Annotated in this window: 11 protein-coding genes and 1 pseudogene; 2 read left to right on the top strand and 10 right to left on the bottom strand. The window is 73.8% G+C overall.

What is annotated here, in order from left to right:
* Positions 1-46: 46 nt before the first annotated feature.
* The 5 genes from Pdca_RS14875 to Pdca_RS14855 all read right to left on the bottom strand — a co-directional run bounded on the left by Pdca_RS14875 (position 47) and on the right by Pdca_RS14855 (position 6,673).
* Positions 47-1,246, bottom strand: coding sequence for a cytochrome P450 (locus Pdca_RS14875; protein ID WP_085912132.1), 1,200 nt, complete (start codon positions 1,244-1,246; stop codon positions 47-49).
* A gap of 25 nt (positions 1,247-1,271) precedes the next feature.
* Entirely contained in the window at positions 1,272-1,880 is a 609-nt protein-coding gene (locus Pdca_RS14870; protein ID WP_085912133.1) for a TetR/AcrR family transcriptional regulator, read from the bottom strand.
* Positions 1,877-2,434 (bottom strand): DUF4334 domain-containing protein, encoded by a 558-nt coding sequence (locus tag Pdca_RS14865; protein WP_085912134.1) that lies wholly within the window; start codon positions 2,432-2,434, stop codon positions 1,877-1,879. The genes Pdca_RS14870 and Pdca_RS14865 overlap by 4 nt, the downstream gene beginning before the upstream one ends.
* 37 nt (positions 2,435-2,471) lie before the next feature.
* Complete coding sequence (locus Pdca_RS14860) at positions 2,472-4,979, bottom strand: FAD-dependent oxidoreductase (RefSeq protein ID WP_085912135.1); 2,508 nt, start codon at positions 4,977-4,979, stop codon at positions 2,472-2,474.
* Between the two features lie 401 nt (positions 4,980-5,380).
* Positions 5,381-6,673, bottom strand: a complete 1,293-nt coding sequence (locus Pdca_RS14855) for an MFS transporter (protein WP_085912136.1) — start codon at positions 6,671-6,673, stop codon at positions 5,381-5,383.
* A gap of 147 nt (positions 6,674-6,820) precedes the next feature.
* Here Pdca_RS14855 and Pdca_RS14850 point away from each other — a divergent pair, with 147 nt between their 5' ends.
* Together Pdca_RS14850 and Pdca_RS14845 are read left to right on the top strand one after the other, a co-directional pair.
* Positions 6,821-7,687 carry an alpha/beta fold hydrolase gene (locus tag Pdca_RS14850; RefSeq protein WP_085912137.1) on the top strand — a complete coding sequence of 289 codons (867 nt, stop codon included), beginning with the start codon at positions 6,821-6,823 and terminating at the stop codon, positions 7,685-7,687.
* Positions 7,688-7,922: 235 nt separating this feature from the next.
* The gene (locus Pdca_RS14845; RefSeq protein WP_085912138.1) at positions 7,923-8,945 is read left to right on the top strand and encodes a glycoside hydrolase family 183 protein; all 1,023 of its coding nucleotides are present in this window, start codon (positions 7,923-7,925) and stop codon (positions 8,943-8,945) included.
* A gap of 66 nt (positions 8,946-9,011) precedes the next feature.
* On the opposite strand, the gene Pdca_RS14840 is transcribed toward Pdca_RS14845, so the two are convergent.
* The 5 genes and pseudogenes from Pdca_RS14840 to Pdca_RS14820 all read right to left on the bottom strand — a co-directional run bounded on the left by Pdca_RS14840 (position 9,012) and on the right by Pdca_RS14820 (position 14,063).
* Positions 9,012-9,794 (bottom strand): amino acid kinase family protein, encoded by a 783-nt coding sequence (locus Pdca_RS14840; protein WP_085912139.1) that lies wholly within the window; start codon positions 9,792-9,794, stop codon positions 9,012-9,014.
* Positions 9,791-10,618: an amino acid kinase family protein gene (locus tag Pdca_RS14835; protein WP_085912140.1), complete on the bottom strand. Its 828-nt coding sequence runs from the start codon at positions 10,616-10,618 to the stop codon at positions 9,791-9,793. Before Pdca_RS14835 ends, Pdca_RS14840 begins: the two co-directional genes overlap by 4 nt.
* Before the next feature lie 330 nt (positions 10,619-10,948).
* Positions 10,949-11,644: pseudogene (locus tag Pdca_RS14830) on the bottom strand (ABC transporter ATP-binding protein); the annotation flags it as partial.
* A gap of 107 nt (positions 11,645-11,751) precedes the next feature.
* Positions 11,752-12,891, bottom strand: coding sequence for a FecCD family ABC transporter permease (locus tag Pdca_RS14825; protein ID WP_085912141.1), 1,140 nt, complete (start codon positions 12,889-12,891; stop codon positions 11,752-11,754).
* Positions 12,888-14,063, bottom strand: coding sequence for an ABC transporter substrate-binding protein (locus Pdca_RS14820; protein ID WP_085912142.1), 1,176 nt, complete (start codon positions 14,061-14,063; stop codon positions 12,888-12,890). Before Pdca_RS14820 ends, Pdca_RS14825 begins: the two co-directional genes overlap by 4 nt.
* Between the last annotated feature and the right edge of the window lie 12 nt (positions 14,064-14,075).

Below are 14,075 nucleotides of genomic sequence, written 5' to 3'. Positions count from 1 at the left end.
GGTTGCGGGGGTCGTCGACGCGATGCCGGACACCTCCGCCGGCCGGTCACCAGGTGACCGGCAGCGCCCGCACACCCCCGGTGATCTGGTCGGACCGGACGTCGAGCTCGTCCGGTGAGACCGCAAGGCGCAGGCCGGGCAGCCGGGTGAACAGCCGGGCGAACACCGTCGACAGCTCGGTGCGGGCCAGGCTCGCACCGATGCAGAAGTATCCGCCGTAGCCGAACGAGACGTGCGGGTTCGGCCGGCGGGTCGGGTCGAACTCCTCGGGGGCGTCGAAGGCGTCGGTGTCCCGGTTCGCCGAGTCGGTGGAGATCATCACCGCGTCACCGCGCCGGATCGTCACCCCGCCGATCTCGATGTCGTCGTGCGCGTAGCGCAGCAGGCCCAGCCCGCCCGGCGCGGACAGCCGCAGCACCTCCTCGACGGTGCCGTGCAGCCTGCCCTCGACGTCGGCGACGAAGGCGTCCCGCCGCGCCGGATCGGTCAGCAGCAGCAACACGCCGAGATCGATCCGGCCGACCGTGGTCTCGTGCCCGGCGAAGAGCAGGCCGGCGGCGATCCGGGTCAGCTCCTCCTCCCCGAACGACGGGTCCGCCTCCTGCGCCCGGACCAGGTCGGTCATCACGTCCTCACCGGGCTGTGCCCGCTTGGTGGCGGCGAGCCGGCCGGTGTAGGCGCGGAACTCGGCCATCGCGGTCGCCGCGTCCCCGCCGGAGCGGATCGCGGCCACCCGCTCCGACAGCCCGCTGAAGTACTCGCGATCGGAGTAGGGCACCCCCAGCAGCTCACAGATCACCAGCACCGGCAGCGGGAACGACAGGTGCGCGTGCAGGTCGGCGACGCCGTCGGCGTCGCGCGCCGCGACCAGGTCGTCCAGGCAGCCGTCGACCAGCTCGCCGACGTGGTCGCCGAGCAGCCGCATCCGCTTCGCGGAGAACGCCGGCACCAGCAGCGCGCGCAGCCGGGCGTGCTCCTCCTGCTCGGTCTCGTAGCTGCCGCTCGGCCCGTTCAGGATGGCCGCCTCGGTGATCATCGCCGCGTTCTCCGGTTCCGGGTGCGAGCGACCGAGCCGGGAGTCGCCGAACAGCTCACGGGCCTCCGCGTACCGGGTCACCAGCCAGGCCGGATCACCGACCGGGGTACGCACCGGCACCACCGGCGCCTGCCTGCGGAGCACCGCGTAGAGCGGCGCGATCTCGAGGATGTTCGGGCGGTCGAAGGGCAGCTGCGGTGCGGTGATCATCTTTGGAACGATAGGGAGCTATCATTTAGTCGGCAACCGGACCCGCCTGATACCGCCCCGGCTGTCCGGATCCGAGCGCCGGGAGGACGACGGCGGCGAGATAGTCGTGCAGGTGACGCGCGTCCACGGCGCCGGCTCGGCCCTCCAGCAGCGACGGCGCGAGCAGCGCACCGGTCAGCATGTGCTGAAGGTAGCGGGCGGCCGGCGGCTCCGCAGGCAGTTCACCCCGGACGACGGCCCGGGTGACGATCGCCCGCAACGCGTCGATCTCGGGCAGCAGCCGGGCGGACAACGCGGCCAGCAGCGCCGGATCGCGCTGGCCGGCCCGGGCGATGCCGAGCACGATCGGCACGTTCACCGACGCCCGCTCGGCCAGCATGTCCGCGACCGCACCGAGATCCCCGGCGAGTGTGCCGGTGTCGATCCGGCCGATCGCGATCCCGCTGCCGGCCGACACCGCCTCCACCACCAGCGACGCCTTGTCCCCCCACTGCCGGTAGAGCGTCGCCTTGCTGGTGCGGGTGGCGGCCGCGACCGCCTCGACGGTCGTCACCTCGAAGCCGCGTTCGGCGACCAGCGCACGCGCCGCGTCGAGTACCTGGCGGCGGCGCTGCGCGGGGAACCGGCTGCTCACTCGCGGCGCAGGAAGAAGATGAACGGCGACGGCAGGCCGCGCAGGTCCATCGCACCCAGCACGGTGTCGGCGTCCACCCGGCGGAAGACGTCGTGGATCGGCAGGTCGTCGTAGCACATGGTGGCACTGACGACGCCGCGGTACTCGGTGCGCCGCAGGCGCGCCTTCGGCGCCCGGGTGCCGAGCGCCGGGGCGATCGCCCGGGCCACCCGGCCCAGGGCGGCGTGCCGGAACAGCCCGGGCCGGCGCTGCAGCGCGGGCAGCAGCGCCGGCAGCGGGACCAGGCCCGGGTGCAGGCTGAACACCCCGCCGCCGGGCCGGTCCATGACGAGCGGATGGACCTCGTCGGCGGAGTCGAACCGCTTGCCGTGCCAGCCGAAGCGCTCCAGCAGGCCGTCCATCGGGTTGCCGGTGGGGATCTCCCCGCCGCGCCAGCTGCCGAGCAGCTCGGGCACCTCGACCGCGGGCAGCCCGTCGAAGAACGCCAGCGCCTCGCCGATCGTGGCGCCGTGCTCCAGGTGCCGGAGGGTTGCGACCGGCTCGGCCGTCGTCATACGGGCTCCCATCGAAACGGCATCGTTTCGATCGACGCTACCGGAACCGGCCGGACACCTCCGCGGTGAGCCTGCGACCCGACAGCTCCACCGACACCCGGGTACCGGGCTCGGCCCGCTCGGCGGGCAGCCACGCATGGGCCAGTGAGGTCCCCGTGGTGTAGCCGGTCGCGGCGACGGTGATCCGGCCGATCACCGGCCCCCGAGCCAGGTCGGGGGCTCCGTCCAGCAGGACCGGATCGCGCGAGTACCGGCGGGGCTCCGGCAGGTCGTGGACCGGCTCCCCGCCGTGCAGCACGGCCCCGGCGTCGTCCAGTACGAGTGTCGCGAGCCGCTGCACCGGACCGCCGGCCGACCGCGACGCGTGCACCGCGGCCCGCCCGACGAACGGGCCCTTGTCCATCACGACCGCGTCACCGACGCCTGCGGCGTCCGGCCCGTGCTCGGCGGACAGATCGATCCCGGCCACCCGCCGGCCCGCCTCGATCCGCAGCGCCTCCAGGGCGTGCCCGCCCGCCGCGACCAGGCCGTACGGGGCGCCCGCAACGTAGAGGACGTCCCAGAGCCGCTCGGCGTCGGCGGCGGTGCAGATCAGCTCCCAGCCCTCCGCACCGATCCCGGAGATCCGCAGACCGGTCACCGGGACGCCGCCGAGACAGAACGCGGCGGCCCGCAACCGGCCGAGCTGCGCCACCTCGGCGGGGACCAGCCCGTCGAGGATCGTGGACACCCTGGGGCCCCAGAGCCCGATTGCGGCCGTCGCCTCGGTGATGTCGGTGACCGTGGCACCGGGCCGCCCCCAGCGGCGCAGCGCGGCGACCCCGCGCCGGTCCGGGACGACCGCCAGGAACCGCCGGTCCGCCAGCCGGGTCACGGTCAGGTCGGTGAGGACTCCCCCGGCCGCGTCGAGCAGCAGGGTGGGCAGTACCTGCCCGACCGGACCGTCGACGTCGCCGGTGACAGTGCGCTGCAACAGCTCTGCCGCTGCGGGTCCGGTGATCTCGACCCGGCGCAGCGGCGACAGGTCGAACAGCCCGGCGGCCCGGTGGGTCACCAGCGCCTCGGCTCCGGCGATCGGCGACCAGTTGCGCGCGGTCCAGCCCCGGCGCGGGGTGAGCTCGCAGACCTCGGGCAGCCAGGCGTTCGCCTCGAACCACATCGGACGCTCGACCGCCCCGGCCTCGGTGAACACCGCGCGCAGCTCGACCTGCCGGGAGTACAGCGGAGAGATCCGCACCGGCCGCGCCACGGCGGGTGGGTCGAGCGGGTGCCGGACGTCGTCGGCCTGCTCGAACGCCCGGATCGTGCGGGCCCGCACGACCGACGGCGCGAGGGTGGCCGGATCGAAGCGGTCGATGTGCAGGTGCGCGAGGTCGAGCGGCTCGCCCCCGAGCATCGGGCGTCCGGTCGTCAGCCACTCCGCGACCGCCTCGGCGATCCCGGCCGAGTGCGCGAGCCGGACCCCCTCGGCCGTCCAGAACCCCGCGAGGTCCGGGTGCTCGCCGAGCAGCGGCAGGCCGTCCGGGGTGGCCGGGAGGATCCCGTTCGCGCCGTCCTCGACCTTGGCGTCGCCGAGCACCGGCAGCAGCGCGGCCGCCGCCGCCCAGGACGGCTCGAAGTCGTCGGGGGTGAAGCGGCGCTCCGCGGGCAGCACCGCGCCGGGTCCGGGGGTGTCCAGCTCGTGCGGGGCCACCGGCATCGCACGATGGCCGTGTGCCCCGATCCCGAGCCGGTGCCCGTGCGGGCGGACGTGCAGGGCCGCGTCGGGGTGCCGCAGGACCGGCAGCACCGGATCACGTCGCCCGGACGCCGACTCCAGCGCGTGGATCGTCTCCAGCGCGCGCAGCGGGTTCGTCCGCGCGTACTGGTGCACCATCGGGACCAGCGGGACCTCCACGCCGGCCAGCCTGCCGATCAGCGGCGCCCAGATCCCGGCGCAGGAGAACACCACGTCGGCCTCGAACAGCTCGTCGCCGCACCGGACACCGGTGACCCGGCCGCCGCGCTGCTCGACGGCCGTCACCGTGCGGCCCTGCAGGAAGACCGCTCCGCGGTGGATCGCCGCGCGGGCCTGCTCGCGGGCCGCGTCGACCGCCCCGGCGATGCCGTCGCCGGGGACGTGCAACCCGCCGAGGATCCGGTCCTTGTCCAGCAACGGATGCAGCGTCGCGCACTCCCCCGGCTCCAGCATCCGCGACTCGACGCCTGCGGCCGCCGCCCAGCCGTGCCTGCGATGCAGGTCGGTGAGCCGCTCCGGAGTGGTCGCCACCTCGATGCCGCCCGCCCGGCGCAGGCACGGTGTCCCCTGCGCGCGCAGCGCGGAGTACTTGGCGACGGTCGCGGCCGCCAGCCGGGTGAGGTTCCGGTCCGGCCCGACCTGGAACACCAGCCCGGGTTCGTGCGACGTCGAGCCGCCGGTACGGAACAGCGGGCCCTTGTCCAGGACCGTCACGTCGCGGTGACCGCGGGCGGTCAGCTCGTCGGAGAGTGCGCAGCCGACGATGCCGGCTCCGATGATCACGATGCGGGGGGTGGTGGTCGCCATGGCGGTTCTCCTGCGTGCGAATCCGCGTGCCCTCGCGGGCAGCTCTCGAATTCGTCGCTGCGCAGCGTGCAGCGCCCCGCCAGGGCGGGGTGCCTACACACGGATTGAGCCGGCGGCCACCATCGATCCGACAGCGTGTGTTGCCTTATACGCAACGTCGAGGTACTGACCGCAACACCGTGCAACCCGGGGAATCCCCGTGTCAAGAGGCCGTCGACCAGCGGATTCCACTGCGCCCGGTGGTGACCCGCCGGTTCCCGGGTCGAAACACGTTTCGCCGCGTAAGCACCGGGAGGTCACAAGTCGAGTACCAGCAGGTCACGGACCGGACACGGCCCGTGAGGGTCGCCGACGCGCCGCCGGCGTGGACACCGGAACGCAACATCGCGCACCGGCACCGTTCAGCGCAGCACCGATCCCCGCGTCTCGGGCAGGGTCAGGATCGCGCCGAAGGCGATCGCCGCCCCGACCGCGACATAGACGAAGAACAGGGTGGCCAGCCCGGCCTGCTGCAGCGACTGCACGACCAGCGGGGCGGTGCCGCCGAAGACGGCGACGGTCAGGTTGTACCAGGCCCCGATGCCCAGCGCCCGGACCGACGTCGGGAACAGCTCGCTCATCACCGCGGGCGCGATCGAGGTCATCATCGTGTAGAGGCCGAGGCCGACGGTGAACACGACGAGCATGTTCCAGAAGCCGGGTCCGATCAGGAACGACAGCGGCACGACCAGGATCGCCGTCGACGCCGACCAGATCAGCAGCTGCGGCCTGCGCCCGTACCGGTCGGAGGCGGCGCCCATCGGGTACTGCAACAGCACGAAGATCGTCGTCGCGATCGACAGCGCCAGGAACACCTCGGTGGCGTCCGCCCCGCGCGAGGTCGTCGCGAACGGGGTGAGCGCGGAGAAGAAGGTGTAGTAGCAGAGCGTGGACAGCAGGGTGAAGCCGACGAGCTGCGCCACCGCCCGCGGGTGCTCACGCAGCGTCAGCAGCAGCGGGTTCCGGATCTTGGCCGCGGCCTCCTTGTTGTCCTCGAACTGCTCGGTCTCCGACATCTGCCTGCGCATCCACATGCCGATCAGGCCGAGCAGCCCACCGATCAGGAACGGGACCCGCCAGCCCCACGAGGCGAGCTGGTCCTCGGTCAGCGTCGCCGCGAGCACGAAGCCCATCAGTGACGCGATCAGCACTGCGGTGCCGGTCGAGATGTAGAAGAACGACGAGTAGCGGCCGCGGCGCTCCGCCGGGGCGATCTCGGCCAGGTACGCCGAGGCGTTCGACACCTCACCGCCGAGCGACATGCCCTGCGCGATCCGGGCCAGCAGCAACAGCACCGGGGCCAGCCAGCCGACCATCGCGAAGGTCGGCAGCAGACCGATCACCACCGATCCGCCGGCCATCATCAGGATCGTCACCAGCATCGCGGTGCGCCTGCCGTGCAGGTCCGCGAACCGGCCGAGCAGCATCCCGCCGAGCGGGCGGAAGAAGAACGCGAGCGCGTAGGTCGCGAGGGTGGAGATCAGCGCGAGGGCGGCGTTCTCCGGCGGGAAGATCTGGGTCGCGAAGTAGATCGAGAACGTCGCGTAGATCGTCCAGTCGTACCACTCGACCGCGTTGCCGATCGAGGCCGCGACGAGCGTCCGGACCGGAAGCCGGTGACGCTGTGTCGCTGCGGTGGCGGGTGTCTCCGACATCGTCCCCCTGACGGGTCGCCCGGCGATCGACAAACAGTAACCTTGATATTTGCGTTGCGGAAGGCAGCGTTGCGGAGTGCTCCGCTCGCTGCGATCCGGCCGAGCTGGTAATCCCGGAGGCGGCGAACCGACCCCGAGGAGCCCCCGATGCCGCTGTCCGACGCGATCGACGACTTCCACCTGGCCTACGACCGGCACGGCGTGCCGGGCAATCCACCCGTCCTGCTGCTGCACGGCTGGCCGGGCGACCGGACCGACATGACCGCCGTCGCCGAACGGCTCACCGATGATCACGACGTCGTCGTCCCGGACCTGCGCGGTTTCGGTGCGTCGGACAAGCACGACCGGGACCCGGTCGAGCAGTACGGAGCCGCCGCGCAGGCCCGCAGCGTCGTCGGGCTGCTGACCGAGCTCGGCCTGACCGGCGTCGTGATCGGCGGGTACGACGTCGGGAGCCGGGTCGCCCAGCAGGTCGCGCGGGAACGCCCGGACCTGGTGCGGGCACTCGTCGTCACCCCTCCGGCGCCCGGCGTCGGACGGCGGATCCTGGACGAGGCGCCGTTGCGCGAGTTCTGGTACCAGTCCTTCCACCAGCTCGAACTCGCCCGCGAGCTGGTCGACGGCGAGATCGGCGCCACCCGCTCCTACCTGCGGCACTTCTGGTCGCACTGGTCCGGTCCGGACTTCACGCCGGACGACGACCGGCTCGATCACCTGACCGCCGCCTACTCGCCGCCCGGGGCCTTCGTCGCCTCGATCGGCTGGTACCGCGCCGGTGGCGGCGCGGTCGCCCGCTCGCTCGCCGAGACCGCGCCGGAGCCCGCCGACCGGATCAGCGTGCCCACCACGTTCCTGTGGCCCGAGCACGATCCGCTGTTCCCGCGGGAGTGGTCGGACCGGGTGGGCGAGTTCTTCACCGACGTGCGGGTGACCGAGGTCGACGACGCCGGGCACTTCGTGCCGGTGGAGGCGCCGCAGGTGTTCTCCGCCGCGGTCGCCGCGGCCGCCCGCTGAGCGGGTTCCGGCGGATCGCCGCCGACGACCCGGGCCGGCCGGTCCCCACGGGCCGGCCGGTCACCCGGGCCGGGCCACCGGGCCGAGGCGCTGCACCCGGACGGCCTCGACGCGATCGCCACGGTGCCGGGTGCCGGGTGCCGGGTGCCGGGTGCCGGGTGCCGGCGAGCGTCGACGTGTTCGCGCAGCCGCGACCCGCGACGCGACCGCCCGGTACCGGTCGTAGGGTCGCGCCATGGCCGCCACCACCAAGATCGCCGACCTGACCGGGCCCGGGCACACCGACCGGTTCGGGATCGGCGGAACCGATCTCGGGATCGTCACGACCGCCCCGGACGGCCGGCTGGTCGCCGTGTTCGGCGACACCTTCGACCGGGCCGGCGTCGGCGGACCCGGCTGGCGCTCGCCGGTGGTGCTGTTCGCCGACCCGGAGGGCTTCCGGTCCGGGCTGCGCTGGACCGGCTCCGGTGGCGACGCGGCCGAGTACGCCTGCCGGCTCGTCAGCAAGCCGGCGACGAACTGGTTCCGGCTGCACCGGCGGGTCACCACGACGCTGCCCGCCGACGTCATCACCGTCGGCGACACGATGTACCTGCACGTGATGGCCAACAAAGGGCTCGGCAACGTGCTGTGGAGCGAGATCATCGCGTCCCGGGACAACGGGCTGACCTGGGAACGGACCGGCTGCGACTGGCCCGGCGGGCACTGCGACGGACTGTTCCAGCAGCTCACCTGGGAGCACGGCGGCGACGGCTACGTCTACGCCTACACCACCGGCTTCCAGCGCCGCGACGGACTGCTGCTGCACCGGGTGCCCGCCGACCGGATCACCGAGCGCGACGCCTGGGAATCCTGGGGATTCGCCGGGGAGCGCTGGGACTGGGGCAATCCGCCGACCCTGACGATCCCGGGCTCGTTCGGTGAGCTGAACCTGCGCCGGGTGCCCGGCCCGGACGGCCGGGAGCACCTGCTGCTCACCTACTTCGACGCGGGCAACTACCGGATCGACGCGATGCTGCTCGACCGGCCGAACGCCGACCTGCACCGGGCGCCCCGCACCACCCTGCTGCGCGGCTGCGGATGGGGCGACGAGGACCACGCCCACGGCCGGGTCGCCCAGCTCTACGGCGGCTACGTCGTCCCCGGATCCACGCTGGACGACCTGCACCTCGTGGTGAGCCAGTGGAACACCACCACGAACTGGCCGTACCGGTCGATGCAGTTCCGCACCGACGCCACCGCCCTGCTCACCCCCTGACGACCGCGCCGAGGGGTACACCGGAGCAGAACGATCATCTGCGGACCGCTCCGGTGTACCTCTCGATCAGGCGGTGACGACGGCGCCCACCGGCTCGCCGGTCAGGGCCTTCGTCAGCGCGCCGGGGGTGGTGCCGTCGATCACCCGCAGCGACCGGACGTGCTTGGCCCGCTGCAGCGTCTCCAGCGCCTCCCGGTCGATCGGCGCGGTACCGGCCGGATCGGCCAGCAGCGCGGTCGCGGTGGTGTCGGCGGCGGGCACGCCGTCGGCGTCGCGCAGGTAGGTCAGCGATGCCGCGCCCCAGGCGTCGGCGAGCAGCAGCGCACCGGTGTCGGTGCGGTGCGGCGGGATCTTCCCGGCGCGGGCCGGGAACTCGTGTACACCGAACGGCGGGTACCCGTTGGTCACCGCGGCGTTCGACGCCGCCAGGTGCACCGGCAGCTGGTGGGCGACGGTGTCATGGCCCAGATACGCCACACCCCGGTCGGCCAGCAACGCCGCGACCAGGTGCCCGTTCTGCTCCGCCTCGCGCCCCGCGAGCTCGGCCAGCGCCCCGGTCGGCAACCCCAGGTCCAGACCGACGCCGAGCACGTGCCGGGCCCGGATCCCGGCGCCGGTGCAGATCAGCAGCGGGTCGCCGTCGAGCGCGGCGCGGATCTCCTCGACCAGCGGCAACAGCACGTCCCGGCCACGGTCGATGATCGAACGCCCGCCGAGCACGACCACCCGCAGCGCCGGCAGCATCCGGATCACCGGCTGCTGCTGGTCGACCGGGCGGACCTGATCACGGTCGAGCAGGGTCTGACGAGCCAGGGCGGACTCGACGTCCTTCGGGTACGTGCTGCTCATCGCGCACCTCCGGCGGTGATGATCGTGCCGACGTGCTCGCCGGCCAGGGCCCGGGTCAGGTTGCCGGGCACCAGCCCGTTGACGATCTGGATCGACCGGACGTGCCGGGCCCGGCGCAGCAGGTCCAGCACCGGCCGTTCCACGATCAGGTCCGGCAGGTCCCGCTCGATCAGCTCCTCGGCGCTGATCTGCGGGATCAGGGTCGCCGACGGGTCGGTCTTCGGGTTCGCCGTGTACAGGCCGTCCTCGTCCTTGACGAAGATCATGTTCTTGCAGCCGTAGGTCTCGGCGACCAGATAGCAGCCCGCGTCGGTGCGGTAGGGCGGGATGACGCCCTCGTCGGGCAGCGGCTGCCACATCGCGTACGGCGGCATCCCGGCGAAGATCGCCGCACGCGACTCCGACAGATACAGCGGCAACGCCTCGAACCCGCCACCGGAGACGACCGGCACACCGTGCTTGGCCATCAGGTAGCCCAGCATCGTGGCGTTCTGCCCGGCGACGGCATTACCGACCGAGCTGAGTACCCCGGTCGGCAGGCCCAGCTCCGCGGCCAGCGCATAGGCGTGCCGGGCCCGCGTCCCACCACCGGTGCCGATCAGCAGCCGGTGCGCAGCCCGAGCCTCGAGCAGCTCCTCGACCAGCGGGAACACCGCAGCCCGCCCACGGTCGACGAAACTCTGGCCGCCGACCTTCACCACCGACACGTCCGGCAGCACAGGGGTGTCGGGAATCCGCTCGGTGGCCGCCGCGAGCTCCGGGTCGTCCAGCGACCGGGTCAGCAGCAGCGATTCGAGATCGGCCGCGGTCGCGGCGTGCGTCATCGCATCTCCTCGTGTTCGGCGCGCAGACCCGGACGGGCCGTGCGGTCGAGCGCGAACCTAGCGACTGCAGGTCGCCCTGTGTCGGACGGTGCCACGGAACGCACCCAACGGGCTGCGGCGCCGGGTCCGGCCACCGCGCCGTCGGCGCGGACGGTCATGCCGCACCGGTCCGTATCCGCTGATCAGCGCCCCACCTGAGTGATCCATGCCACTCTCTGTGACCCGTTCCGCGCCTCCGCCCCGCTCCGCCGCGGGCCTCCGCAACCGCGGTACGCCACCGCGCCACGGGGGACCGGCGGAGACGGCGCGAACGTGTGGCGGCAGTGGTGCTCAGGCCCCCGCGCCGGACCGCAGCCGGAACGTGCCGGAGCCCGCGTCGAAGACCAGCTCGTCGGTGTCGAACGCCGCACCCACCGCACCGGAGGCAGCGAGCTCGTCCGGCGTGCCGGTGACGATCCCGCCGGCGCCGTCGAGCAGCCACGCCCGGTCGGCGAGCCGCAGCGCCAGCTCCAGGTCGTGCGTGGACAGCAGCACGCAGAGGCCCTGCTCTCGGGCCAGCCGGCGCAGCAGGCCGAGCAGCGCGACCCGGGCGGCGACGTCGAGGAACGCACTCGGCTCGTCGAGCAGCAGCAGCGAGGGCTGCTGGGCCAGTGCCCGCGCGACCATCATCCGCTGCCGCTCGCCGTCGGAGAGCCGCGCGAGCGGGCGCCCGGCCAGCGGCCCGGCCCGGACGGCGTCGATCGCGGTGTCGACGGCGGCATCGTCGGCCGGCCCCAGGACGCCGCCGGTGCCGGTGTGCGGCAACCGCCCCAGCTCGACGACGTCGCGCCCGGTCAGCAGCCCCGGATCCGGCCGGTCGGTGAGCACGACCCCGACCCGGCGGGCCCTGGCCGGGGCACGCAGGGCGAGCAGATCGCCGTCGTCGAGAGCCGCCGATCCGCCCAGCGCGGGCTGCAGCCCGGCGAGGGTGCGCAGCAGCGTGGACTTGCCGGCACCGTTCGGCCCGAGCAGCACGGTCAGCTCGCCGCGGCCGGCGACGGCGTCGATCCCGGACAGCACCGGCGCGGCCCGGCCGCGGCGCAGCGCCCCATCGGCCCGGTACCCCACGGTCAGCCCGGACAGCACCAGCCCGCTCACCACGCGCCCCCGCCCAGGCGCCGGGAGCGCAGCAGCACCGCGATCACCACGGGCGCCCCGACCAGCGAGGTCACCACGTTCAGCGGGATCACCGTGCCGACCCCCGGCGGGTGCGCGGCGATCGCGCAGGCCAGCCCGACCACCGCCCCGGTCAGCGCGGTCGCCGGCACCAGCACCCGGTGCCGTGAGGTCCCGACCGCCATCCGGGCCAGGTGCGGCACCGCGATCCCGAGGAACCCGATCGGCCCGCAGAACGCGGTGACCGTCCCGGCCAGCACGGCGGCGACGATCAGCACCCCCAGCCGCACCCTGGCCACGTCGACCCCGGCGGTGCGCGCGTAGTCGTCGCCGAGCAGCAGCCCGTCCAGCGGCTTGGCCAGCAGCCACACCCCGAGGAGTCCGGCGCCGGCGATCACCCCGAGCACCGGCAGCTCGGCGCGGGCCACCCCGCTCACGCTGCCCAGGCCCCACATCAGGAACTGCTGCGCGGTGTCCGGGTCGGTCCACACCAGCAGCAGGCTGACCACGGCGGTGATCGCCGAGCCGATCATCACGCCGATCACCAGCAGCGCCGTCACCGAGCGCGCGAACCGCGACAGCAGCAGGACCAGCCCGAGCACGAGTGCGGCACCGACCGCGGCCGCGCCGACCATGCCCAGTCGCCCGCCGGGCACCGGTGCCGCGCCGAGGCCGCCGGTCGCGAACGCGGTGGCGCCCGCGGCCGCGCCGAGCGTGGTGATCAGCGCGACACCGAGCCCGGCGCCCGCGCTCACGCCGAGCACGTAGGGCTCGGCCAGCGGGTTGCGGAACAGGGTCTGGGTGAGCAGGCCGGCCGTGCCGAGTGCGGCCCCGGCCAGCGCCGCCGTCACCGCGCGCGGTACCCGCAGGTCGGTGACCAGCAGGTCCAGCCGCGGATCCGGGGAGCCGACGCCGAACAGCGCGGACAGCGTCCGAGCCGGTCCGATGATCACCGAGCCGGTCGACACGGCCAGCGCGAAGAGCAGCACCGCGGCGACGGCGAGCACCCCCAGCACGACCGCGGCGCGGCCGCCCGAGCGCTGCGCGGAGCGATCGGGTGCGGGGACCGGGGACGGCGCGGCGCCGGCCACCGGGTGACGCGGCGCGGCGCCCGTCATCCGGTGGGCACCTGCCGGTAGTAGACGAACTCGTGGCCGGGCATCAGGTCGGGGTGCAGGATCGCGGTCAGGTCGGCGAGGATCTCGTCGGGATGCAGCACGCCCCGCTCGTAGATCTGGTTGCCGCCGGTCGGGCCGAGGAACCGGTCCCTGGTCCAGACCTGCCCGTCCGGCCCGGCGGCGGCGATCGAGGTCAGCCGCGGGTCGGTGGCGGCGATGTCGGCGGTGGTGTTCCACGGACCGTCGGCGAGCCAGATGCGGGCGTCGCCGTCCTCGGCGAGCACCGACTCCAGGGCCTGCGGCAGCCGGCCGGTGGCCCGCTCCCGCTCCCCCGACCAGGACGCGCCGGCGTCCTGGAACAGGATCCCGGCCGTCGAGTCACCGCCGGGGACCGGCCAGCTGCCCTGGTAGGGCTGCCCGGCGACGATCGGCGTCGGCTCGGCGCCGCGGACCCGCCCGGCGAGCTCGGTGTAGCGCTGCTCGATGCCCTCGAACGCGGCGGCCGCCTCGGCGTCGTTTCCGGTCAGCGCGCCCATCACCTTGATCCACTCGGCCTGGCCGAGCGCGCCGGTCTCCAGGTAATCGGCCCAGCCGACGGTCGGGGTCCCGGCCGCGGCGAGTGCCGGCAGGGCCGGATCGTCCTCGCCGCCGGTGAGCAGCACCGGCGGGGACTCGGCGACGACCCGCTCGGCGTCGATCGCGAAGTTCCGCCCGAACTCGACGGCGGCACCGGACTCGACGTGCTCGCGCACCGTCTCGTCGCTGATCAGGTCGAGCGAGCCCACGCCGGTCAGCCGGTCCAGCTCGCCCAGCTCGGTGATCATCGGGAGCTGGGTGGTGGAGTAGGCGAAGATCCCGTCGACCGGGGTCCGCAGCACCGGGGCGTCGGTCAGCTCGGCAGGCAGCGCCGGATCCGCCTGGTCGCAGCCGAGCAGCACCACCGACTGCAGGTCCCCGCCCGGATAGGGCTGGCGGACGGTCAGCACCCGATAGTCGTCACCGCCGACGATCTCGACGTTGGTGGCGTGCGAGAACGAGACGCCGGTGGTGGGGGCCTCCCCGGCTCCCGGGATGCAGCCGGCCGCCCGCTCCGGGGCGACGGTGGGCGCCGAGCACCCGGCGAGCAACAGCAGGGACAGCGATGCGGCGGCGAGCCACCGAAGGCGAATCACCTGAACAGTCTC

This window comes from Pseudonocardia autotrophica (assembly GCF_003945385.1).
Taxonomy (GTDB): domain Bacteria; phylum Actinomycetota; class Actinomycetes; order Mycobacteriales; family Pseudonocardiaceae; genus Pseudonocardia; species Pseudonocardia autotrophica.
The sequence above is the reverse complement of the archived record's forward strand: the minus strand, read 5'-3'. Positions and strand labels throughout refer to the sequence as shown.

Excerpts from the sequence above, each read along its gene's own strand:
- Pdca_RS14875 (WP_085912132.1), bottom strand. The coding sequence starts at position 1,246 with ATGATCACCGCACCGCAGCTGCCCTTCGACCGCCCGAACATCCTCGAG.
- Pdca_RS14865 (WP_085912134.1), bottom strand. The coding sequence starts at position 2,434 with ATGACGACGGCCGAGCCGGTCGCAACCCTCCGGCACCTGGAGCACGGC.
- Pdca_RS14860 (WP_085912135.1), bottom strand. The coding sequence starts at position 4,979 with ATGGCGACCACCACCCCCCGCATCGTGATCATCGGAGCCGGCATCGTC.
- Pdca_RS14855 (WP_085912136.1), bottom strand. The coding sequence starts at position 6,673 with ATGTCGGAGACACCCGCCACCGCAGCGACACAGCGTCACCGGCTTCCG.
- Pdca_RS14850 (WP_085912137.1), top strand. The coding sequence starts at position 6,821 with ATGCCGCTGTCCGACGCGATCGACGACTTCCACCTGGCCTACGACCGG.
- Pdca_RS14845 (WP_085912138.1), top strand. The coding sequence starts at position 7,923 with ATGGCCGCCACCACCAAGATCGCCGACCTGACCGGGCCCGGGCACACC.
- Pdca_RS14840 (WP_085912139.1), bottom strand. The coding sequence starts at position 9,794 with ATGAGCAGCACGTACCCGAAGGACGTCGAGTCCGCCCTGGCTCGTCAG.
- Pdca_RS14835 (WP_085912140.1), bottom strand. The coding sequence starts at position 10,618 with ATGACGCACGCCGCGACCGCGGCCGATCTCGAATCGCTGCTGCTGACC.
- Pdca_RS14825 (WP_085912141.1), bottom strand. The coding sequence starts at position 12,891 with ATGACGGGCGCCGCGCCGCGTCACCCGGTGGCCGGCGCCGCGCCGTCC.